Source organism: Acinetobacter sp. BEC1-S18-ESBL-01 (assembly GCF_014169935.1).
In the GTDB taxonomy this organism is placed as follows: Bacteria; Pseudomonadota; Gammaproteobacteria; order Pseudomonadales; family Moraxellaceae; genus Acinetobacter; species Acinetobacter pittii.
In genome coordinates this window covers 3,908,961-3,932,227 of the sequence record NZ_AP022302.1, presented here as the reverse complement: position 1 = coordinate 3,932,227, position 23,267 = coordinate 3,908,961, and the positions used below count along the sequence as shown (strand labels likewise).

Here is a 23,267-nt window from a genome sequence, read left to right as displayed (position 1 = left end):
CATGGCGATTTCAGTTGATTTTGTCTAAAAAGAAATCTCTTGTGAATAAATTTAAATTCAAAATGGTTTGTGTATAACTTTTTGCACAACCTGTGGATAAATTAACACATAAACTTATCCACAATCCATAAATATAGTAAAAACAGAGTTATCAACAACTCAAATATATGTTTTTTAAATTTAAAAGTGCAAAATCCACAGAAAAAGTTATCCCTAATAAGAATAAATTTAAATTTCTAAATTTGAATTTATTTAATATGGTGGTGATCTTTTGTGGATAACTGCAAAATATGAATTTAAATTCAAATACAGCAAATCCAAACCAAGATGGTATCTTGTTTTGTTGATAAATATGTATATAAGGTGTGTATATATTAAAAGTTCTAATAAAAATAGACAATTACTTTGTGTATAACTTTTAAAGCTATATATTGCACTGAATTATGACTGTGATAAAAAGAAGAGAAGAGATTAAAAATTTGGGTTAAATACAAAACTTTCTTGGTTTTTCATTGACAGCGTAAACATTGCACAATAAAATCGCGGACCTTTATAGAAAGATCATTTTTGGGAGTTTCAATATGAAACGTACTTTCCAACCATCTGAATTAAAGCGTAAACGCGTTCATGGTTTCCGTGCTCGTATGGCAACTAAAGCTGGTCGTCAAGTATTAGCTCGTCGTCGTGCAAAAGGTCGTCATAGCTTAACTGTTTAATACTGTTACGCTGACCAGACTTGGGTGTGATGACACTTTACAGTTTTAGCACAGACGTGCGAATACGCTGTGCTGCAGATTATAAAAGTGTATTTGATGGTGCGCTTTTTAAAGTGCATCAACCCCATTTTTTATTTCTTGCAAAATTAACCGAACAGCCTAAAAGCCGTTTGGGTATTGTTGTTGCTAAGAAAAAAGTGCGCCGAGCGCATGAAAGAAATCGAATAAAACGTCTTGCTCGTGAGAGCTTTCGTCTACATCAGCCGAATTTTGGATCAGACATAGATGTTGTGGTGATGCCGAAAGTTGGTATAGAAACGATTACGAATGCTGAGCTATATCAACAATTAGACTTTGCTTGGCAAAAATTACAGCGCTTAGCAAAAAAACATTCTAAAGTTGGCACAACCTCGCAGAATTAAGAGATAGCCAATGGTCCGTTTTCTACGTTGGTTGATTCGACTGTATCAAATTGCGATTAGTCCGCTTCTTGGACCCCGTTGTCGTTATATCCCGACTTGTTCCCAATATGCGATAGAAGCATTGCAAACTCATGGTGCGATAAAAGGCGTTTGGTTATCTTCTAAACGGATTTGTCGTTGTCATCCGTGGGGAGGATCTGGATATGATCCGGTACCGCCAAAAGCAATTCGTTTTATTTCGTTTCATCAAATAGATTCTCAAACGCATCATGTTGCTGTACCCTTTCGTGATCGTTTACTGAAGCAAAATCTCTCTAACCATTTGGGGTAATAGATATGCAACAATGGGCCAGGTTTGCAATTCTCGGGGCCATGTTTGTCACCGCATATTTGCTCATTTTGGCTTGGCAAAAAGATTATGGAAATGCTGCAACTGCTCCGCAACAACAAGCGGCAGCTGTAAGTTCGCATGAAGTATCTGCTGATTTGCCAAATGCTAAAAATGCAACAGTGGCTTCCGATGTGCCACAAGCAAATATTGCGCAGTCACAAACCACAGATGCAACTGCACCTGTGAATCAACAGCTTATTTCAGTACAAACTGACCTTTACCATATTTGGATCAATCCAAAAGGTGGTGATATTGTTCGTATTGAATTACTCTCACACGACAAAAGCAAAGACAGCGATCAACCTTTTGTTATGCTTGAAAATGATGCCAAGCGTACATATGTTGCTCAATCTGGCTTAATTGGTTTGAATGGACCAGATAGTAGTCGTGGTGGTCGTCCATTATATGCTGTTGAAAAGACATCATATACTTTGGCTGATGCTAAAGGTGTACAGGACCAAAAGGGTCAATCTGAAAAAGTTTTAAACGTTCCAATGGTATTTAAAACACCTGAAGGCGTTGAAATTATTAAAACTTTTACCTTTACTCAAGGTCAATATCCAATTGTTGTAAAACATCAAGTCATTAACCGTAGCCAACAAAGCTGGCAAGGTCAGATGTTTGGACAATTAAAGCGCGATAATTCTGAAGATCCAGGTAAATCTTCTCAAGGTATTTTCACTCTAGGAACTTTCTTAGGTGGAGCTTGGGGAACGCCTGATGCACATTACAACAAGCTTAAATTTGCTAATTTCTCAGAAGAAAAAGTAAATACTGAAGCGAAAGGTGGATGGGTTGCGATTGTTCAGCATTATTTTGTAAGTGCTTGGATTCCTGGAAACCTTAAGCTGACTCAAGCTAATGGTCAGCCTTATGTAGCTAAGCTTGAATCTCGTCAATCTGCTGATCACATGAATATCATTGGTTTTACCTCACCAGTGATTAATGTTCCTGCAGGCACTTCAATGGAAGTGGATGCAAAACTTTATTCAGGTCCGAAAGTACAATCTGAATTAAAAGATTTAGCTGTTGGTTTAAATCAAACTGTTGATTATGGTTGGTTATGGCCGATTGCTAAACTCTTGTTCTTAGGTCTTCAATTCTTCCATAGCATTGTGGGCAACTGGGGATGGTCAATCATCTTGCTTACCATTATGGTGAAGATGATCTTGTGGCCTTTATCTTCAAAAAGTTATCGTTCTATGGCGAAAATGCGTGTGATTGCACCAGAAATGCAACGCATGAAAGAAGAGTTCGGTGAAGACCGTATGCGCTTCTCGCAAGAAATGATGGCTTTATACAAGCGTGAACAAGTAAATCCACTTTCAGGTTGTTTACCATTGTTGCTACAAATGCCAATTTTCCTTGCTTTGTACTGGGTACTCATGGAAAGTGTGGAATTACGTCACGCACCATGGTTAGGTTGGATTCAGGACTTGTCAGCAATGGATCCTTGGTTCATCTTGCCGTTAATCATGGGTGCTACCATGTTTGCACAGCAAATGTTGAACCCGCAACCCGCTGATCCGATGCAGGCAAAAGTGTTCCGCATTATGCCGATTATGTTCACGGTATTTATGTTGTTCTTCCCTGCCGGTCTCGTACTGTACTGGATTGTGAACAACAGTATTACTATTTTACAGCAGTCGTTTATTAATAAGAGCGTTGAGAAAAGTCGTATCAATAAGACTGAATCAGCTTCTTAATCGTTGAACTTTTGCTGAATAAATCCGCTTAAGATGGTAATCTTAGGCGGATTTTTCTTTGGCTGGATTTTAGGTTTTTAGGTGAATAATATGCAAAGTCAAACCACGATTGCCGCAATTGCAACGCCACCTGGGCGTGGTGGTGTGGGCGTGATTCGCCTATCTGGACCTAAGGCTTATGAAATTGCTCAAAACCTGACACAAAAAAACTTGCCAGAAGCGCGTATGGCGGGTTTCCGTAAATTTTATGATGCTGATGGCAGTATTATGGATGAAGGGATTGTTCTATGCTTTCCCAATCCTCACTCGTTTACAGGTGAAGATGTTGTAGAGCTACAAGGTCACGGCGGTCCAGTCATCCAAAATGCCTTGCTTGGACGTCTATTTGAGCTTGGTGCAATTGCTGCAAAAGCCGGCGAATTTTCCATGCGTGCTTTTGAAAATGGCAAGATGGACTTGGTACAAGCGGAAGCGATTGCCGACTTGATTGATGCGACTTCGCAAGCTGCGGCACGCTCTGCGGTTCGCTCTTTACAAGGCGCATTTTCAACAAAAATTAATACTGTTTTAGAAAAACTGATTCATTTACGCTTGCATGTTGAAGCAGCAATTGATTTTCCTGAAGAAGAAATCGATTTCTTGGCAGATGGCAAAATTTTAGCTTTACTTGAAGATGTTCAGCAGTCAGTACATGCTGTTCAAACCTCTGCACGACAAGGTCAATTACTCCGTGAAGGTTTGCAAGTCGTTATTGCAGGTAAACCAAATGCGGGTAAGTCGAGCTTGTTGAATGCACTTGCTGGTGTTGAGCGTGCAATTGTGACCGATATTGCTGGTACTACTCGTGATGTTTTACATGAAAAAATTAGTTTAAATGGTCTACCAATCACCTTAACAGATACTGCGGGGCTTCGTGAAACAGGTGACATCGTTGAGAAAGAAGGGATTCGTCGTGCAATCAAAGAAATTGAACAAGCTGATTTGTTATTGCTGGTTTATGATTTAAACCAAGGTGATGACCCATTAAAACTCGCTCAAGAGTATTTTGCGGAACATATTGAACCGCGTCGTTTAATGTTAATTGGTAATAAATGCGATTTAACTGGTCAATTAGCTGAAATAAGTGATTTTCAAGGTTTCCGTCATATAACTGTTTCTGCAAAACAAGAGATGGGCGTACAAGGCCTCGTAGACGCGATTACAGCGCATGCAGGCTTCCACCCTGAGGAAGACACCTTTATTGCAAGAACACGTCATTTAGACGCAATGAAGCGCACGCAGCTCTATCTTTCAGAAGCACGTGAGCAACTTGTTGTGTTTAACGCAGGTGAACTGGTTGCTGAGTCACTACGTCTTGCCCAAAATGCTTTAGGTGAAATTACCGGTGATTTTAGTGCCGATGACCTCTTAGGCAAGATTTTTGGTTCATTCTGTATTGGAAAATAATTACAAAATTCTGAATGATGCACATGGCTGTGTCATTCAGTCACCTTGTTAACCGTATCTTTTTAGAACCTTTAAAAACTCATCTAGCTCATTTTGATCAACTTGTGCATCTTTGAGCACGTGATGATGTAAATGCTGTTCCATTAATTCACTCATCAAACCGTTTATTGCCCCTTTAATTGCAGCAACTTGTTGTAGTATTTCTATGCATGAAATATCTGGCTGTTCAACAGCATGCTCAATGCTGTTGATTTGTCCTTTTAGTCGTTTTACACGATTAACTATTTTTTTATCCTGACCAATGTGACTCATCTGTGTTCTCTTGTATAATTCAATATACTGGTAGGGAGTATGTTGGGTTTAAATATTATGCAGGATCATAGTGTATCACGTCATCATCAACATCAGTTTGATGAAGGAAATCCACTTGCACAAAAACGTATTTTGATTGCAACGGTTTTAACGGCATCTATGATGGTGTTAGAAATATTCGGTGGATGGTTTTTCAATTCAATGGCACTTTTGGCTGATGGTTGGCATATGAGTTCCCATATGTTGGCTCTCGGTTTAGCCTATTTTGCCTATCGCGCGGCTCGTCATTATTCCAAAGATCGTCGGTTTAGTTTCGGAACTTGGAAAATCGAGATTTTAGCGGGTTATAGCAGTGCAATTTTGCTTATGGTTGTCGCCATTTTTATGGCGTTTCAGTCGATCCAACGTTTATTTAATCCAGTTGAAATTTTTTATAATGAAGCGATTCCGATTGCAATTTTAGGTTTGGTCATTAACTTGATTTGCGCATGGTTACTTCACGATGATGGGCACCATCACGAGCATGAACATGGTTATCACCACCATGATTTAAACCAAAAAGCTGCATTTTTACATGTAGTTGCAGATGCAGTAACTTCTGTTTTTGCAATTATTGCGCTTTTCGCAGGTAAATATTTCGGATGGGATTTTTTAGATGCACTTTTAGGAATTTTAGGTGCTATTTTGGTTGCAAAATGGTCTCTGGGATTAATGAAAGAGACAGGAAAAACCCTTTTAGACGCAGAAATGGATCATCCGGTAGTTGAAGAGATCCGTGAAGTAATTGCTGAGTTTCCTAAATATATTGAAATTACGGATATTCATGTCTGGAAAGTCGCGAAAGGTAAGTTTTCTTGTATTTTGGCACTCGAAACTGATGATATTTCTTTAACCGCAGATCAGATTCGTCATGCTTTATCAATTCATGATGAAATTGTGCATATATCGGTAGAAATTAATACTCTAAAACCTATTTATGTTCCACGTGAAACATTGGCATAAATGAGTGGCAGTTTGGTTATAACTCGGTAATCATTTCTGTTTTAAAAAGCTGAACTGATTAAAATGATCTCCTCTCCTACCTATGAGTCAGTTTTATGCTTAAAAAATTAGGAATATTGGCGTTATTTAGCCTAACTACAAGTGTGAGTTTTGCTAATGTAGATACGGTTAGGGAAAATATTAAAAAACAATATCCTAATTTGAAAATTAGCAATATTCAGAAAACTGAAATGCCCGGGCTATATAGCGCTAATTTGGATCAACAAATCATTTATGTTGGTGAAGATGGGCAACATATGTTTGTAGGCTCTATGATTCGGTTAAAAGACCAAAAGAACTTAACCAAAGATCTAGTTTTAGGACAGAACTCAATTGATTGGAAACAACTGCCTTTAAAAGATGCAATTAAAACAGTCAAAGGTAATGGCCAGCATGTTTTAGCAGTATTTTCTGATCCAAATTGTCCTTATTGTAAGCAGCTTGAACCTGAACTCGATAAGCTTAAAGATGTGACTATTTATACGTTCATCTATCCTTTAAAACCTCAGTCTATTGTGGTTTCTAGACAGGTTTGGTGTGCACCAAATCAATCTTATTCATGGAAAAAACTGATTCAGCAAGGTGTTAAACCAACAGTTACGAGCTGTGCAAACCCAATTGACCGTAATTTGGAATTAGGAAAAAAACTCGGCTTTAACGGCACCCCTACCCTAATTTTTGCGAATGGTTTCAAACTGGTTGGCGCACGCTCTGCTGAAGAAATTCAGGCCGTATGGAAAGAGTTAGGTCTTTAAAATAAATTAAAAAAAGCACCATAAGGTGCTTTTTTTATAAATGAATTAAAGTTTAGCTTTTTCGTGCAATCAAGTTGTAGATAAAAAGAATAACAATGGCACCAATCACGGATGCGATAAAGCCTGCAGCTGAGTTTTCGCCGTAAAGTCCAAGTAAACGACCACCATAAGTGGCTAGAAGTGAACCTGCAATACCAATCAAGGTAGTTACGATGAAACCTGCTTTATCATCCCCAGGATGCAAAGCACGAGCGATTAAGCCAGCAAAGAAACCAACTACAATAGCAACAATAAGTGACCACATATTTGTTCTCCAGTTGTTTTTTTGATGAAGTTAATGATTTTGCTTCATATTCTATCGTGCGGTAGAGCTGTCTATTTTGTCTGTAGCAGATTGCGACTTTTTGTGTCTTTTTTGTTCAAAGCTAAGGCTTTATATAAAAAATAGCACCTTGCGGTGCTATTTCTCTGAAATTTATAAACCAATTTCACCAATAAATGGCAAGTGGCGATATTTTTGATCGTAGTCTAAGCCGTAACCCACAATGAATCTGTCTTCAACTTCAAAACCTAAAAATTTCACTTCAAGATCAATTTCACGGCGAGATGGTTTACTCACTAATGTGCACAATTGAATCGAATTTGGCTCGCGAGTTTGCAACATTTCAACGACTTTGCTTAAGGTATTGCCTGAGTCGATAATGTCTTCAACAACCAATACATCTTTACCGCGAATTTCACCGTCAAGATCTTTTAAGATTTTGACATCTCGACTTGAAGTCGTACCGCCGCCGTAGCTAGACACTGTCATGAAGTCAAGTTCATGCGGTTTGGTAATCGTACGGCACAAGTCTGCCATGAAAATAACAGAACCACGAAGTAGTCCAATAAGAACTAATTCTTTATCACTATTTGCATAGTGAGCGTTAATTTGCTCGCCGAGCTCTTTGACTTTTGCTTGAATTTCTTCGGTTGAAATCATGATGCTCATTGCAACAGTCATGGCAGATTCCTACAAGATATAAAAGAAAAAATAAAAAAGGTGTTGACCTGCAACACCTCGAAAATCTGAGTTAATGGTAAAATTTTAAAGCAAAATGACGTTTCATGCACCCTTTGATGGCTGTGAAATTTTATCATTTTGCGGATTATGTCGATCACGCTTTAATGCAAGAGCACATATTCCAAATAATAACAAAAACTTAACAATGCCTTTTTTATTTGGCTGTTTCTTTTTGATAAGCACGGTTTCCATAAATATAAGTCGCCTCAATATTACGGTCATCACCTAAAGTGAATAATGCAAACAGTGAGTCTTCAACAGATTTGGATTTAGACTGGCGAAGTTCCTGTAATGCTGTTGGCTTGAGATTCAGCACCACAAAGTCTGCTTCTTTACCGACATTGAAGTTGCCTAACTGATCTTGTAAATCAAGCGCTTTTGCTCCACCTAAAGTTGCATGATAGAGCGCTTCATAAGCTGAAAGTTTATCACCTTGTAACTGCTGAACCTTATAAGCCTCGTTAACGGTTTGCAGCAAACTAAATGATGTACCAGCACCGATATCTGTCCCTAAGCCTACTTTCACTTGTTTTTCCCAAGTTTTTTTCAGTGGAAATAAACCACTGCCTAAGAACAGGTTTGACGTTGGGCAAAATGCAATAGCCGATTGTGTATCATGCATACATTGCCATTCTTGATCTTCTAAGTGAACGCAATGAGCAAATACAGAACGTTTACCAGTCAGGCCATAATGTTGATAAACATCTAAATAGCCTGCTTGTTCTGGAAATAAAGATTTCACCCAAGCGATTTCATCTTTGTTTTCACTTAAATGGGTATGTACATAAACATCTGGAAATTCTTGTTTTAACTGCCCTGCTCTTTCTAACTGTTCAGGTGTAGACGTTGGTGCAAAACGTGGAGTAATCGCATAGAGAGCACGGCCCTTACCATGCCATTTCTCAATCAGTGCTTTGGTGTCGCTGTAAGCTGTTTCTGGCGTATCACAAAGCGCTTCAGGTGCATGGCGGTCCATGAGTACCTTACCAGCAATTAAACGCATCTGAACGTGTTCTGCGGCTTCAAATAAGGCATCAACAGACTCGGGGTGAACTGTACAGAAAACGAGGGCCGTGGTTGTACCGTGTTTCAGTAGCTCTTGAACAAAGAATTGGGCAATTTCACTTGCATATGCTTTATCCTGAAACTGGGTTTCGGTTGGGAAAGTATAAGTATTGAGCCAGCTTAAAAGTTGCTCGCCGTAAGCTCCCACCATTTCGGTTTGCGGGAAGTGAATATGGGTATCAATAAAGCCGGGTACAATCAATTGTTCTGGATAATGTTGAATCTCAACCCCAGCAGGTAGATGCGCTTGAGCATCTTCCCATGCACCAAACCATTTGATTTTTCCATGTTCACTAATCAATACACCATCTTCTAAATAACGCACTTGATTTGGAATATCAGTTGGCTCAGAGACGGTTTGCTGAATATCTAAAAAACGACCACGCACAACGGTGGTATTTGCGATCAATGACATGGAAAGCCTTTATATTTTCACTTTTTTCGATTGATTGTACCCCAGTTAGCCAATATTTAAACGGTATAACGCTTACTTAGTCCCCATTCAGCCAAAATCCGTCGATAAGTCGTTGATGAACGGTCTGCTTCAAAATGTGCTTCCATCATTAAATCAAGCGGCAGTTCTTCTGGCTTTTGTGATTCGACCATATCTTGGTCTTCGGCAAAAATTTGGGCATTAAACGCATATACCTTTTCTAAATCACCTGTCTGATCAAAGTTACGGGTGAGTGGAACAAATAAACGGGTTTTATTGATTGAAATAGGACAGCACGCATTCAAGATTTTTAAGACCCCACCTTCTGGAAAATCGACTGTAAGGACGGCTGAAAAAGGTGGATAGACATCAAAGGTGCGCTTCCACAAAAAGCCTTCTGGCTCGAGATGTTTTAGTTCATGCGGATAATTACTGACATTGCTGATATAGACCGTTTTTAAGCCATAGTCGGTACGTTCAGTGTGATATTTAGGGACGATGGGATTATCGCGATTCGCAAAGGCATTGTGATGTACCCACGCAAAATGAGCGACATCAATAAACCCTTCAAGTTGACGTCCACTAGAACCACCAATATCGACGAAAGGCGGTAAAATCGCTTGATGCTCTGCGTGGTCCCAAGTATTTAATATAGGAATATTAGCTTGAGCAATATCACGACCATGAATACTGGTCCAAATGAGACCATATCTTTGTACAACTGGAAATTTGGTCAGAGAAAAACGATCAGAAATTTTAGTTAGTTCGGGCTGAGCTGGTATTTGGGTACATTTCCCTTCGGTGTTATAGCGTAGACCATGATAAGGACAGACAATCTCCTCACCATCCACCCAACCTTTGGTTAATGGCACCCCACGATGTGGGCAAATATCTCGAACCAGATGAATTTCCCCACTTTCTGTTTTATATAACGCCATATTGACGTCTAGTAGCGTGACTCGTTGAGGTGCAGTAGAGACATCTTGAGTACGTGCGACGGGATACCAGTGAGTAGATAAAATTTCCCAATCTTTTGCTTCAAAACTGCTGTTACACGGCATGGCAAGGGGCGTTAAAGTTGGAATCGCATTCATGGCATCACTCCTTAAAAAAATCAGGGCTCTCACGAGCCCTTAAAATCTAGGCTTTTTTCTTTTTAGGAGATGCAAGGAGCTTGCCAATATTGATTTTTAATTGAAGAAATAAGAATAAAATTATTAAATTACATAATATTAAGTCATTATATTTTTGAATTTTTGTTCTAATTTAGCTTTAAAAATAAATATTCATTATCGCTATATACGTAAAATGCTCTGTTTGATTGCGAATCAAGCATAATAAAAAAGCACCTAAAAAGTGCTTTTTAAAATACCTCTAGGTACTTATTACTCGACAAAATAATGTGCTGCAAAGTGAGCATCATTACCAATAATGTCATAGCAATCTTCACGAATAGACATGCCGGCGCATTGATGTCCAACCATCCATAAACCGAGTGTAGGTAGTTGCCCTGAAAATAATGGGGTATCTACCCATTTCTGTACGACATAACCGTATTTGTCATAGTCATCAAAATAAAAGCTACCAGAAGCCGCGCCTTGGTCATGGCCGTCTTGTAAAACTCGAATATTGGCCCCTTCCCTTGCCAAAATCGGCTTTTTCACCCATTTGCCAGACAACGCTTGTTGCGGGTCATAGGTATGGGTTTCGACCAACAATGGATGGTTTGGATAACGCTTCCAAAGCTCAACCAAAATCGCTTTATTTGAAAGTAACATTTTCCAGCAGGGTTCAATCCACTGTGTTTGTGGGTGGATATATTGAGAAAATGCTTCTTCCCAGATCCATTCCCATGGGTAGAGCTTAAATATATTTTGAATGGGCTGATTATGGAGATCAACAAAATCTTGCCCGTTCCAGCCTATGTTCTCCATAGAAAGCTCGGAAACTTGTAGATGAGCTTGATAAGCGGTATCCATCAAGTACTCTAAATTACCCCAGTCTTCCCTTCCAGCCTCCTGACAAGCAGCAAAATGCACTTGGCTAGCACGCGGTAAAATTGTTTTCCAGCGTTTAATCAGGTCTTCATGAATACTATTGAATTGATCTCGGTTTGCAATGCCTGAGACTTGTTCTATCCACAGCCATTGCGCGACAGAGGCTTCGAGTAAGCCAGTCGGTGTGTCGGCATTATATTCCAGCATTTTGATATTTCGCCCATCGTAAGCGAAATCAAAGCGGCCATATAGCATGGGGGCATTTTGTTTCCATGAATGTTCAATATGGTTTATAGCTGTTTCAGGAATTTGAAAATAAGCAGGATAGTCGCCCCGTTGAATAAGGTCTCCTACTATCAATAAACACATCTGATGCAGTTCATTTGCCGCATCTTCAAGTTGTTCAATCTGCTTAAGGGTAAACTCATAAGCAACTCCTTCAGACCAGTAAATTGAGCCATCAAGAGAAGGTAAATTAAAATAATCAAAACCAATATTTTGATGTTCCACTTGCCAGTCTGGTCGTGGAGTAAATATTTTTCTTTTCATATTAAGTGAATGCCTAAAGACTTAGCCGCCGAAAGAAAAACCGCTACGGCCAAAGCCACCACGAATTGGGGATGAAGAAGACGCGCTTTTCGCTGTGCTTGAAATAACTGGTCGGCCTACACTCAAATTGCTGTAAGGATGTAAGGTATTGCCGCGAAAAGAAACTTCCCGATTATTTCGATAATACGCAGGACCTAAATAGCGACTACCAATATAGCTAGAACCATGTCCACTGGAGCTATTTTCTTGTTTACATGTTTCATTATTCCAGTCGCGAGCACAGTCATATTGGTTGTTATATACGTCTTGTACTAAAGGACCATCATTATGGCTACATGCCGTGAGTAATAGAGGGACAACGACAAGATTAATTTTTTTAGAACGCATGAGACTCCACACATTTTAATAAGTATGTTCGGCATAAAATACCGAATAGCTGTTATCTATTATGTTTCTGATTAGGAAAGATAAATTTTAAGTTGGCATATAATATTAATCTGTTTTTTTAAAGTACAGTCTATTTTGAAAATTTAGATAACAAGGCATCTCACGTGTAGATGCCTTGTTGTGATGAATTAAGACTGCAATTGCTTTTTGTTGTGTCGTAAAGAGAGGTAAGCAGTGATTGCTAACACTATGACGATAAAGCTTAATGAGATCCAGATTGGCATGTGGAATACATCAAGCAACAACATTTTTGCACCAATGAACAATAAGATGATGCCTAAGCCATACGGTAAGTAATGCAACTTAGTCGCAGCGCCAGCAAGCAAAAAGAACATTGCGCGTAAACCTAAAATTGCCATTAAGTTCGCTGTTAAAACAATAAACGGGTCGCTAGTTACCGCGAAAATAGCAGGAATAGAATCTACTGCGAAAATCACGTCCGAAGCTTCAACCAAAATCAAAACTAGAAATAACGGCGTTGCCCACAATAAACCGTTTTGACGTACAAAGAATTTGTCACCTTCAAGCTGTGGTGTAATACGCATATGGTTACGTAACCATTTTAAAAGCTTGATATCTTCAATATTGGTTTCTTCATCTTGGCCTTTTAAGAACTTAAAGCCTGTATATACCAAGAACGCACCGAAGATATAAAGTACCCAAGAAAACTCTTGAACGAACCATGCACCAATAAAAATAAAGAGGGTACGCAGTACGATTGCGCCTAATACGCCGTAGAGCAAAATTTTACGTTGTAGCGCAGCTGGAATAGCAAATGCTGCGAAAATCATTAACCAGACGAAAACGTTGTCAATTGCGAGCGACTTTTCGAGTAAGTAACCCGCAAAGTATTCCATGGTTTTTTGGTTTGCTAAGGTCACCCCAACTGTTTGTTGTAGGTAAAGCCATAAACCACCACCAAATAGGGCTGCGACGCTTACCCACGCCACACTCCAGTAAGCAGCTTGCTTAATTGAGACATCCTGACCTTGCTTTTGCTTAAAGCCTAAAAAGTCAATCAGGAGCATCACAATGACTATGCCAAAGAATGCTATGTACAGCCATAAATTGCCGATTGTTTCCATAAATCCTCCATACATCCGGCAATTGGGCATAAAAAAACCTCGACCAGTTGCCAGATGAATAAACATCTGTATCAACATGATCAAGGTCTTGCCTACATCATGAATTTCACGATGCTCAGATACCGACTTTTTAATAAAAGCGTATTGACGATATCTGACACATAACATTGCTGTTATGTTTGGAGGAGGCTACTCCCCTTGTCAAACTAAATTCTGTTTTGGATAAAACATATCCAAGTCCACATAGAATGGCAGATTTTTTTGTATTACGCAACTGAACTTAATGTCGTAGTTCTAATGCAAAAAGATCTATGGATTATTTAATCAAACCGCGGTCTAAAAGTGGTTTGCATATAATTTGGTAAAGGTGAATACAGAATGCGGTCAAAGCTGTACCGTAAGCATTCCAGAAGTAATAACCTGCTGTATTGACTAGTAGTGCGACAATAAAAGCCCCTAACATGTCTAAAGGGAAATGCACACCTAAATAAATACGTGACCACGCCACTACAAATGATAAAAATAAAAGAATAATTCCAATTATTTTGCGCTGAGCAAATAAATAAGATAAAGCAATGGTGCTAAAAATCAGCATATGATTACTTGGAAAAGATGCCGTTGGTGCATGTTCAATAAAAGTCGTACCCACACCCATGACAAACGGTCTTGCGTGATGGTAAAACAAAGAAATAACGTAACCGACTAAAAGTGATACGCAGGTTAAAAAGACAGATTTAATGACCCTATTTTTTAAATCTTGATCGCCATAAAACCATAAAAATGTAAGGATGAATAAGAGAATATAGAGGAGATCATTAGCAAAAAAGATAGCAAGACGAATGATAAATTGACTCGCATCCTGAGCCCCATTAATCACATGGAATAAGCTAAGGTTGAGTGTTTCTAAAGACATTCATATTCCAAACAAGAACAAAAACGTGAGCTATGATAAAGAATTAAGCTTAAGGTCTTGATAAAGAATTGTCACAAAAATGAAATATAGTTTGTTTGTGATTAAAGATTAAACAGCAGGTCTAGATATTTTTTAATGCGTGTTCTGGGCGTTAATATTAAAGTGTTAACGTGTTGGCACTTTATTCGAGAACGTTATTTTATGACTACTCAAGAAAAACAGAAAAAATTAAGCTTGAGGCCCCTATCCCCAAGAGATCCTGATCAGCAGCATAGAGCAGCGACTCCACTCGAATTATTGTTCGATTTAATTTTTGTGGTCGCGATTGCAACAGCGGGTCAGCAGTTACATCATGCAATTATTGAAAATCACCTCTGGCATGCATTACCAAGCTACCTGATGGTATTTTTTGCGCTGTGGTGGGCATGGATGAATTTTTCATGGTTTGCCTCGGCTTACGATAACGATGATGCATTGTATCGATGTCTTACCTTTATACAGATTGTAGGGTCATTGGTGATGGCAGCGGGTATCCCTGATGTGTTTCGTAGTCAGGATTTTGATGTAATCATTATCGGTTATGTGATCATGCGCATGGCCTTGGTGACTCAGTGGCTCAGAGCAGCAAAACATGATCCTGAAAGGCGAGTTACGGCTTATCGCTATGCAATAGGTATAGTCTTAGTACAAATTGGCTGGCTTGTCGCTAACTTTGCTCATGTACTTTCAATACCTCTATTTTTATTTCTGGTTGTAGTGGAATTATTTGTTCCAATCTATGCAGAAAAATATTCTCCAACGCCGTGGCATCCTCATCATATTGTAGAACGTTATGCCCTACTCACAATTATTGTGTTGGGTGAGTCGATTGTCGGTAGTTTTAATGCCATACGTGATGCTTTAGCTGCTCAGTCAATGAATATCCCTGCCATTTTCTTGATGGTCGGTGGATTGATGTTGATGTTCGCAATGTGGTGGGCTTATTTTGACCGTAGCGAACAACACCATCATGTTAAAGGTGTGCGCCCATTTGTTTGGGGATACGGTCATTATTTTGTCTTTGTCAGTATTGCTGCGGTAGGTGCTGCGCTTGCTGCTGCCGTGGATGTTACAACCCATCATGCGCATATTTCTGATTTATATATGGGAATAGTTGTTGCGGTGAGTGTAGTGCTTTATACCACCTGTATTTGGATACTTTATGAGTTCCAATGCTTATCTGGAATCACGAAATGGTTTTATCCAATCACAGCGCTCATTATTTTATGTATTCCCTTTATTTGTAATAACGTGGGATATAGCGTTTTTGCGATGGGCATTGTCTATAGTTTACGTTTAATGGTTTCTAATAAATTTATGGCCAATATAGAGCCAGAAAAGCTTTAAAAGTCACTGATAAAAAAATGGGTTTCAATTTGAAACCCATTTTTTATTGAATCATCTAAAGCGAAATTTAAGCAGCTTTTGCTTTTAATGCGCTCATTAATTTTTGATGTAAGCCACCGAAGCCACCATTAGACATAATCACAACGGCATCGCCCTCACCTGCTTCATTGACAATACGCTCAATAATTTCATCAAGTGAACGGCTCACTTGAGCATGGTTGGAAGCAGCTTCAATCACGGGTTGTAAATCCCAATCTAAGCCTTCTGGCTGATACCAGATCACTTCGTCTGCTAAGCGTGCTGAATGTGCTAAGCCATCTTTATGACTGCCCATACGCATTGTGTTTGAACGTGGTTCAATAATGGCCCATAAACGGCGTTCACCTAAGCGTTTACGTGCGCCATCTAAAGTCGTGTCAATTGCTGTTGGATGGTGAGCGAAGTCATCATAAACCTCAATACCATTCACTGTACCGAGTAACTCCATACGACGTTTTACACCGCCAAAGTTAGACAAAGCTTCACAAGCCGTTTCAAGTGCAACACCTACATGTTGAGCAGCTGCAATGGTTGCCAAAGCATTCGCTACACTATGTTGCCCTGTCATGGTCCATTTGACTTCACCAACGGCATTGCCATTTTCGAGTACTTTAAAATGGCTGCCATCAATTGAGATTAATTCGGCAGACAATGCAGCTTTTTCATTCGCTTCTAGACTTGTACGAATTACTGGTGTCCAGCAACCCATTTCAAGCACTTCATCAATATGAGTTTCAGTAATTGGCGCAATAATACGGCCTTCACTTGGAATGGTACGCACAAGATGATGGAACTGCTTTTGAATTGCTGCTAGGTCATCAAAAATATCGGCATGGTCAAATTCAAGGTTATTTAAAATCGCCGTCTTTGGGTGATAGTGAACAAACTTAGAACGTTTATCAAAGAAAGCAGAGTCATATTCATCGGCTTCAACGCAGAAGTATTTGCCACCGCCTAAACGAGCACTTTCACTAAAACCAAGTGGAACACCGCCAATTAAAAAGCCCGGATTTAAACCAGCCTGATCAAGTACCCAAGCCAACATACTTGTAGTTGTTGTTTTTCCGTGAGTACCTGCTACACCAAGTACATGTTTACCTTGTAAAACATGATCGGCAAGGAACTGTGGACCAGAAATATATGGCAGGCCTTCGTTTAGCATATATTCAACAGCATCAATACCACGTTTCATGGCATTGCCGACAATAACCAAGTCCGGATGAGGCTGTAAATGACTACGGTCATAGCCTTGCATGAGTGTAATGCCTGCATTTTCTAACTGGGTAGACATCGGTGGGTAAACGTTTAAATCGGAACCAGTTACCTTATGTCCTAAATCACGAGCCAAAAGTGCTAAAGAGCCCATAAAAGTGCCACAAATACCCAAGATATGCAGATGCATTGCTCGCCTTCTCCACTGCTTTTGTACACAACATTAAAATGAATTGCTATGTGTGCATTATTGATAAATTTGCCAGCAAAGATAGCAAGGCTAAACTCGAAAAGATAGTCAAAAATCGTTGTTGTTCTATGTGTTTGAGACCCTAATAAAACTACAGCTTTATTTTTTAGATTTAAGCTGAATTACAGTTTTATCTTTTATAATGTTTTGTATCGTTAAAATACTTAAATCATCGTGATGATGAAGGATGTGCCTTTGAGCCCAACGGTTTTAGCTTTTACGCTATTAATTATTTCTAACTGCTTTATGACACTTGCATGGTATGGGCATCTTAAATTTTTGCACCACGCTCCACTTTGGCAAGCGATTCTATTCGGTTGGATTATTGCCTTACTTGAATACAGTTTTATGATTCCAGCCACTCGTATGTTAAGCGCGCAAGGCTGGTTACTCGGTGAAATGAAGATCACTCAGGAAGTGGTTACATTGGTCGTGTTTGTACCTTTTATGATTTTCTTGTTTAAGCAACCCTTTAAACTCGATTACTTATGGGCGATGTTATGCCTATTTGGTTGTGTTTATTTCGTATTTAGAAGCCAGTAATCTATGGTAGCTTGTATTGAATAATTGGTTCTATACAAGCTATTGATTTTTCAAATACCTGCTTATCTTTCAGATATCTAATTAATTAATATTAATAAAAATTGAGAATGTGTCACTGTTAAACCATGCCATTTTTCTATCAAATTAAAAATATTCACAGAGCTGGTCAGTTAAATTTTCGTGAGATGAAAAATCAGTCTATAATAACGGGCTTCCGAACCATTTAAAACTTGGCTCTCGTCGAGATTTATCTTCTTTTACTTTTGTCTCTGGAACATTAGCAATGAATGCGGCCGCAGCACAAGACGCTCAACCTCTCGTTGGAATTATTATGGGTTCTCAATCTGATTGGGCAACTCTCGAAAACACAGCCAATATGCTTAAACAGCTTGGTGTCCCATTTGAAGCGGAAGTGGTATCTGCTCATCGTACTCCAGATCGTTTATTTGAATATGCAGAAACTGCACGTGATCGCGGTATTCAAGTGATTATTGCTGGTGCAGGCGGTGCAGCGCATTTACCTGGAATGTGTGCCGCAAAAACTGATTTACCTGTTTTAGGTGTGCCAGTTAAATCATCAATTTTAAATGGCGTAGACTCTTTGCTTTCAATTGTACAAATGCCAGCAGGTATTGCAGTTGGTACTTTGGCGATTGGTCCAGCTGGTGCGACGAATGCAGCAATTATGGCTGCACAAATCTTAGGTTTAACTCGTCCTGAAATCGCAAAAAATGTTGCTGATTTCCGTGCTGCGCAAACTGATAAAGTGGCAAGCAAAAATATTCCGGGTCAGGTGTAAGAGGCTGAGATGGATAAAACTATCGGTATTTTTGGTGGTGGGCAACTGGGCCGGATGATGGCTCAAGCAGCGTTACCATTAAATATTCAATGTACTTTTTTTGAAGCAAATACAGATTGTCCTGCAGGTGTTTTAGGCCAGGTCTTTTCTAGCCAAGATGAGCAAGGTTTAAAGCAGTTTATTGAAAGTGCTGATGTTTTCAGTCTTGAGTTTGAAAATACGCCAGTTGAAGATGTTGATGTTTTGACACAAACCAAAACATTGCATCCTCCCCGTGTTGCTTTAGCAACTGCGCAAAATCGTTTGTCAGAAAAAGCATTGTTTGATGAGCTTACAATTCCTGTTGCGCCGTATCGTGCTGTAGATAGCTTAGAAAGCTTGAAAAAGGCTGTTGTTGAGCTTGGTTTGCCGATCGTGCTTAAGACTGCAACTGGTGGATATGATGGCAAAGGTCAGTTTGTACTTCGTTCAGAAGACCAGATTGATACTGCTTGGGCTGAACTTGGTCCTGCAAAAAGTCTAGTTGCTGAAAGCTTTGTTAAATTCTCTCGCGAAGTTTCAATTATTGCGGTACGTGGCCAAAATGGTGAAGTAAAAACTTGGCCATTGGCTGAAAACCATCATCATAATGGTATTTTATCGCATTCAATTGTTCCTGCACCGAATAGTGAAGCTTTGCAACCCGTTGCTCAAGACTACATTACTCGTTTGTTGAATCACCTTAACTATGTTGGTGTGCTGACTCTCGAGCTATTTGTAACAGAACAAGGTTTGTGTGCAAATGAGATGGCACCGCGTGTGCATAACTCAGGCCACTGGTCAATTGAAGGCGCAGTTTGTTCTCAGTTTGAAAACCATATTCGAGCTGTTGCAGGATTACCATTAGGCTCAACAGAAGTTGTTCGCCCAACAGTTATGATCAATATTATTGGTCAACATCCTAAAACTGAGGATGTACTTGCCTTAAATGGTGCTCATCTGCATCTTTATAACAAGTCAGAACGTGCTGGCCGCAAATTAGGCCATATCACTTTAATGCCTGTGGATAGTAATGAATTGACGAATTTATGCCGTCAATTGGCAGAAATTTTGCCAGAACCACTCGCTTTAACAGCAGATATGACCCTCTAAAAGTATTTTTAATTCTCTAAAAAGCGATCTTCGGATCGCTTTTTTTATCTTTTAAATTTAAAAAATAATAGAACATACATATTTTAGGATTGTGGATAACTTTAATTGGAACTTTTGAATTTAAAAAAGCTACTGTAATTTGAATTTAAAATCACAAAAGGCAGCCTTGGTTGTTTTTGAATTTAAAATTAGTTATCCACAAAAGTATTTTTAAATTTAAATGAGAGAGTTGGAGGTGTATTTTTAAATTCAAAAAATAGAAGTCTATTGGTGTGGGGTTTGAATTTAAAAATTTTGGTTGATCTTTAAATTTAAAAAATACGGATTTCTGTGGTGATAGGCTCTAGCCTGTAATAAATAATAAGGAGATATAGAATAGGATTAAGAAATAGAAGTGTTTTTTGCTCTGTTGTGGATAAAGTTATCCACAATAAAGAGGGGTTTGTAGTTTAAATTTAAAGATGCGCTTTTGAATTTAAACTTGAGGATTGGTTTTGAATTCAAAACTAATAATTTGGATCTAAAGAATTTTAAATTCAAAAATAAAGTAGAAAATTTGAATTTAAAGCATACGAAATGAATTTAAAGTAGAGATTATGAATTCAAATTTACGTTTTCTCTCTGAAATTTTGGACTCATAATGGTATGGTACTTACAAATTTAAATTTAAAAATCGAACTAGGATAATATGCGACGTTTTTCTTGTATTGTTGGCTCTGTATTTTTAGCGATGACTCAGGCTCAAGCAGAGCTCGTAATTAATGGTTCTACAATATCTAGCAGTGCTACTGTTCCAGTAGTGACGAGCGAAGATTATACGCCTAATAATAATTTCCAAAGCTGTTTGGCAAATTTACGTTCTCAAGCAATTGCTGCTGGAGTATCTGGTACAACTTATGATCGTTATACCCAAAACTTGACCCCAGATTATTCAGTTATTGATAAATTAAACTATCAACCAGAATTTTCGACACCAATTTGGGATTATCTTTCTGGTCTAGTTGATGAAGAGCGCGTTGAGCTTGGTAAACAAAAACTGGCGCAACATCGAGATGTTTTAAACCGTGCTTCTCAAACCTACGGTGTGCCGCCAGAAACAATCGTGGCAGTGTGGGGGGTGGAAAGTAATTTTGGTAATATTTCTGGAAAATATCCTTTATTACAAGCACTCGGGACTTTAAGTTGTGAAGGGCGTCGACAAAGTTATTTCCGCACTGAGTTTTTTGCCACTATGCGTATTTTACAACGTGGTGATTTAACCGAAGATCAATTGAAAGGTTCATGGGCTGGGGCATTTGGTCATACTCAATTTATGCCATCTACTTATGAACGTTTAGCTGTTGATTTTGATGGAGATGGTCGTCGAGATTTAGTGTCGAGTACAGCTGATGCACTGGCTTCAACTGCTAATTTCTTAAATAAAGCAGGTTGGCAAGCAGGAATGCCGTGGGGTTTTGAAGTCAAAGTTCCCCAAGGTATGTCAATTGATGGAGAAGGGCGACGTTCAAAGAAAGCTTTAAGTAGCTGGAGTGCACGAGGGGTGACCCGAATTGATGGTTCTCCACTTGTTCAAGGGGCTTTATCTGGCAATACTTCAGCGGGTTTAATGGCACCTGCAGGTGTAAATGGTCCAGTATTTTTAGTATTTAAGAATTTTGATGCTATCTACAGCTATAACGCTGCGGAAAGCTATGGACTTGCGATTGCACATTTATCTGATCGTTTAAAAGGTGCTGGGCCATTTGTTGCATCTTGGCCAACTGATGATCCGGGAACTTCACGTGCAGAACGTCGTGAAATCCAACAGTTTTTGATTAATCGTGGCTATGATATTGGTGCAGTTGACGGTCTTATTGGAGATAAAACCCGCGTAGCTATTCGTCAGGAGCAGACTCGTTTAGGTTTAAATCCAACAGGACGGGCAGGGCAGCAAATTTTACGTGCATTCCGTCAAGAACAAGCTCAAAAAATGATGCAATAAACTGGAAATAATAAAAAAGGTCTGCTCATGCAGACCTTTTTTATAGGTACATATATAAGATAATCACTCTAATTTAACTGCTTCCAAAATATCAAAAATAACTGACGTAACATCTTGGCTTAAATCACGATCATTAAAGATTTCATACGCAGTGATCGTGACATCAGTATCACTTGGTAATTGCTTTTGCTCTTCTTCAATTAAATGTTCAATCGGTAACAGAGTCTGTTTTACTTCAAGATGGAGAATATCTTTATATTCGATATTTTCATCCTCAAGCTCGATTTCATGCTCATTGAAAAAGGGAATTAAAATAGAATGGAGGTATGGTTTAATTTCAATAATATCAAACAGTTCAATGTCGCGAGTCTGTTCAATTGTGCTGATATGATCATTTACTTCAATCAGGATATGATAATAACTCATCTTGATCTCCATTCTATTTTCGTTAGCTCTTATGACCACAATAACATGACTTTGATACCAATTTCGATGTATCTACATAGAAATAGATACATCATTTTATATCAAGCTCTTAATTATTGAGGTAAAGCACTTAATAGATCACGGTCAGCATCAGTAAGTCCAGTGATTTTTTTGTCACCATCTTTACGTACTGAGTACATCAATGCATTTGGTTGATCGCTATGTTTTAAACCAAGTGCATGTCCTAACTCATGAGCAATCGTTAAGCGTAAATCATCAATAGACTTAAACTCATAAATCACAATTTGTTTGCCGTTATAGATACCTTTTTTAAAGACATCCGCTTGAGTATTTTGCTTAAATTGGTTCAATGAATTATTAAACTCATTATTAATCTGATTAAAATGAGTCACTTTGACATTTAAGTCTTTAGCTTGCTGATTATATGCAGCAATTTCTTTCTTTAAAGCAACAGTTTGTTTTTGCAAATCTTTCTGAGTTTTAGCCAAAGATTTAGCGCTGTATTCAGGTGCTAATTTGCCTTGGTTAAGCTCCATCATTAGTTGGTCAAGATTTTTCAATTTGCCATTCAAAATCTGCTTCTTATTTTCAAGGTCGGCTTGAGTTTGACCAAGGGTTTGCTTCAATTGCTTAATTTGTTGCTGTTCATCAATTACACGTTGCTGTTCTTGTTGGAACTGAGCTGCAATTTTTTGACGCTGTTCAGAACGGCTTTGACTATTATCGTAAACTAAACGAATTTCTAACTTTGCATTTGGATCATAAGTAAAATAATCCTGTCCAGTACCTTGCTTCCAAATGTCCGCAGCTTGTTGACTAATTTGAATTAATTGGTCTTGGCTTAAACCAAAACGTGGATCAATATCAGCAATTTTGTAAGTCAAATGTTGACCTGCTTTTTGCTGAATTTGAGTATGAGTTGGAGTGGCAAGATTAGCATTAGCCTGAAAATTAGAAAAAGCAAAGGCTACGCCTAATAACAAAGATGTTAAACGCATAATCGAAGGGGGGAGATTTTAAAAAAAACGTATTATAAGAATATAAAATGAAAAATCAATCAAAAAACGTACAAAATAGGAAAATAAATGAGACTTTAGTCTCATTATTTTTTACCAAATGCCAAATTATTTTTTAGGAA

Annotated in this window: 23 protein-coding genes and 1 pseudogene; 12 read left to right on the top strand and 12 right to left on the bottom strand. The window is 38.6% G+C overall.

The features are described from left to right. The first annotated feature begins 581 nt into the window (after positions 1 to 581). The 5 genes from rpmH to mnmE all read left to right on the top strand — a co-directional run bounded on the left by rpmH (position 582) and on the right by mnmE (position 4,681). Positions 582 to 716: a 50S ribosomal protein L34 gene (rpmH, locus tag H7R46_RS18690; RefSeq protein WP_000831329.1), complete on the top strand. Its 135-nt coding sequence runs from the start codon at positions 582 to 584 to the stop codon at positions 714 to 716. A gap of 29 nt (positions 717 to 745) precedes the next feature. Continuing rightward, complete coding sequence (gene rnpA / locus H7R46_RS18685) at positions 746 to 1,138, top strand: ribonuclease P protein component (RefSeq protein WP_005063921.1); 393 nt, start codon at positions 746 to 748, stop codon at positions 1,136 to 1,138. Positions 1,139 to 1,148: 10 nt separating this feature from the next. Then, positions 1,149 to 1,469 (top strand): membrane protein insertion efficiency factor YidD, encoded by a 321-nt coding sequence (gene yidD / locus H7R46_RS18680; RefSeq protein WP_003656027.1) that lies wholly within the window; start codon positions 1,149 to 1,151, stop codon positions 1,467 to 1,469. A gap of 5 nt (positions 1,470 to 1,474) precedes the next feature. Then, positions 1,475 to 3,235 (top strand): membrane protein insertase YidC, encoded by a 1,761-nt coding sequence (gene yidC, locus H7R46_RS18675; protein WP_002115440.1) that lies wholly within the window; start codon positions 1,475 to 1,477, stop codon positions 3,233 to 3,235. Between the two features lie 90 nt (positions 3,236 to 3,325). Beyond that, the gene (gene mnmE, locus H7R46_RS18670; protein ID WP_009392881.1) at positions 3,326 to 4,681 is read left to right on the top strand and encodes a tRNA uridine-5-carboxymethylaminomethyl(34) synthesis GTPase MnmE; all 1,356 of its coding nucleotides are present in this window, start codon (positions 3,326 to 3,328) and stop codon (positions 4,679 to 4,681) included. Between the two features lie 48 nt (positions 4,682 to 4,729). On the opposite strand, the gene H7R46_RS18665 is transcribed toward mnmE, so the two are convergent. Beyond that, the gene (locus H7R46_RS18665) at positions 4,730 to 4,993 is read right to left on the bottom strand and encodes a metal/formaldehyde-sensitive transcriptional repressor (RefSeq protein WP_009392876.1); all 264 of its coding nucleotides are present in this window, start codon (positions 4,991 to 4,993) and stop codon (positions 4,730 to 4,732) included. A 42-nt stretch (positions 4,994 to 5,035) separates the two neighbouring features. Here H7R46_RS18665 and dmeF point away from each other — a divergent pair, with 42 nt between their 5' ends. After that, positions 5,036 to 5,995: a CDF family Co(II)/Ni(II) efflux transporter DmeF gene (dmeF, locus tag H7R46_RS18660; RefSeq protein WP_086260971.1), complete on the top strand. Its 960-nt coding sequence runs from the start codon at positions 5,036 to 5,038 to the stop codon at positions 5,993 to 5,995. A gap of 95 nt (positions 5,996 to 6,090) precedes the next feature. Continuing rightward, entirely contained in the window at positions 6,091 to 6,789 is a 699-nt protein-coding gene (locus tag H7R46_RS18655; RefSeq protein ID WP_005804888.1) for a DsbC family protein, read from the top strand. A 52-nt stretch (positions 6,790 to 6,841) separates the two neighbouring features. Here the strand turns inward: H7R46_RS18655 and H7R46_RS18650 are convergent, their stop codons facing one another. The 8 genes from H7R46_RS18650 to H7R46_RS18615 form a co-directional block, all read right to left on the bottom strand. After that, entirely contained in the window at positions 6,842 to 7,093 is a 252-nt protein-coding gene (locus tag H7R46_RS18650; RefSeq protein WP_002115476.1) for a GlsB/YeaQ/YmgE family stress response membrane protein, read from the bottom strand. A gap of 171 nt (positions 7,094 to 7,264) precedes the next feature. Next, positions 7,265 to 7,792: a hypoxanthine phosphoribosyltransferase gene (gene hpt, locus H7R46_RS18645; protein ID WP_002115408.1), complete on the bottom strand. Its 528-nt coding sequence runs from the start codon at positions 7,790 to 7,792 to the stop codon at positions 7,265 to 7,267. Between the two features lie 214 nt (positions 7,793 to 8,006). Further along, the gene (gene guaD / locus H7R46_RS18640; protein WP_075384096.1) at positions 8,007 to 9,332 is read right to left on the bottom strand and encodes a guanine deaminase; all 1,326 of its coding nucleotides are present in this window, start codon (positions 9,330 to 9,332) and stop codon (positions 8,007 to 8,009) included. 56 nt (positions 9,333 to 9,388) lie between these two features. Next, on the bottom strand, positions 9,389 to 10,444 hold the full coding sequence (locus H7R46_RS18635) for an aromatic ring-hydroxylating oxygenase subunit alpha (RefSeq protein ID WP_086260964.1): 1,056 nt from the start codon (positions 10,442 to 10,444) through the stop codon (positions 9,389 to 9,391). Positions 10,445 to 10,735: 291 nt separating this feature from the next. Further along, positions 10,736 to 11,896 carry a glutathionylspermidine synthase family protein gene (locus H7R46_RS18630; RefSeq protein ID WP_086260965.1) on the bottom strand — a complete coding sequence of 387 codons (1,161 nt, stop codon included), beginning with the start codon at positions 11,894 to 11,896 and terminating at the stop codon, positions 10,736 to 10,738. 21 nt (positions 11,897 to 11,917) lie between these two features. Then, positions 11,918 to 12,283 carry a hypothetical protein gene (locus tag H7R46_RS18625; protein WP_001256722.1) on the bottom strand — a complete coding sequence of 122 codons (366 nt, stop codon included), beginning with the start codon at positions 12,281 to 12,283 and terminating at the stop codon, positions 11,918 to 11,920. 188 nt (positions 12,284 to 12,471) lie between these two features. After that, a complete protein-coding gene (locus H7R46_RS18620) occupies positions 12,472 to 13,428 on the bottom strand; it encodes a TerC family protein (protein WP_000447689.1) in 957 nt (318 codons plus the stop codon). Positions 13,429 to 13,744: 316 nt separating this feature from the next. After that, a complete protein-coding gene (locus H7R46_RS18615; protein ID WP_063099645.1) occupies positions 13,745 to 14,341 on the bottom strand; it encodes an undecaprenyl-diphosphatase in 597 nt (198 codons plus the stop codon). Between the two features lie 135 nt (positions 14,342 to 14,476). On the opposite strand from H7R46_RS18615, the gene H7R46_RS18610 reads away from it, so the two are divergent. Then, on the top strand, positions 14,477 to 15,727 hold the full coding sequence (locus tag H7R46_RS18610; RefSeq protein WP_086260966.1) for a low temperature requirement protein A: 1,251 nt from the start codon (positions 14,477 to 14,479) through the stop codon (positions 15,725 to 15,727). A 67-nt stretch (positions 15,728 to 15,794) separates the two neighbouring features. Here H7R46_RS18610 and mpl read toward each other — a convergent pair whose 3' ends face one another. Continuing rightward, the gene (gene mpl, locus H7R46_RS18605; protein ID WP_086260967.1) at positions 15,795 to 17,168 is read right to left on the bottom strand and encodes a UDP-N-acetylmuramate:L-alanyl-gamma-D-glutamyl-meso-diaminopimelate ligase; all 1,374 of its coding nucleotides are present in this window, start codon (positions 17,166 to 17,168) and stop codon (positions 15,795 to 15,797) included. A gap of 240 nt (positions 17,169 to 17,408) precedes the next feature. Between mpl and H7R46_RS18600 the strand changes: the two genes are divergently transcribed. The 4 genes from H7R46_RS18600 (at position 17,409) to H7R46_RS18585 (ending at position 21,682) form a co-directional block, all read left to right on the top strand. After that, entirely contained in the window at positions 17,409 to 17,771 is a 363-nt protein-coding gene (locus tag H7R46_RS18600) for a DMT family protein (protein WP_075384089.1), read from the top strand. Between the two features lie 283 nt (positions 17,772 to 18,054). Continuing rightward, positions 18,055 to 18,570 carry a 5-(carboxyamino)imidazole ribonucleotide mutase gene (gene purE / locus H7R46_RS18595; protein WP_002115451.1) on the top strand — a complete coding sequence of 172 codons (516 nt, stop codon included), beginning with the start codon at positions 18,055 to 18,057 and terminating at the stop codon, positions 18,568 to 18,570. Positions 18,571 to 18,579: 9 nt separating this feature from the next. Beyond that, the gene (locus H7R46_RS18590) at positions 18,580 to 19,701 is read left to right on the top strand and encodes a 5-(carboxyamino)imidazole ribonucleotide synthase (RefSeq protein ID WP_086260968.1); all 1,122 of its coding nucleotides are present in this window, start codon (positions 18,580 to 18,582) and stop codon (positions 19,699 to 19,701) included. Between the two features lie 688 nt (positions 19,702 to 20,389). Continuing rightward, complete coding sequence (locus tag H7R46_RS18585; protein ID WP_197976143.1) at positions 20,390 to 21,682, top strand: lytic murein transglycosylase; 1,293 nt, start codon at positions 20,390 to 20,392, stop codon at positions 21,680 to 21,682. 63 nt (positions 21,683 to 21,745) lie between these two features. Here the strand turns inward: H7R46_RS18585 and H7R46_RS18580 are convergent, their stop codons facing one another. Together H7R46_RS18580 and H7R46_RS18575 are read right to left on the bottom strand one after the other, a co-directional pair. Further along, on the bottom strand, positions 21,746 to 22,120 hold the full coding sequence (locus tag H7R46_RS18580) for a hypothetical protein (RefSeq protein WP_014207668.1): 375 nt from the start codon (positions 22,118 to 22,120) through the stop codon (positions 21,746 to 21,748). A gap of 101 nt (positions 22,121 to 22,221) precedes the next feature. Beyond that, positions 22,222 to 23,232: pseudogene (locus tag H7R46_RS18575) on the bottom strand (M57 family metalloprotease). Positions 23,233 to 23,267 lie beyond the last annotated feature (35 nt).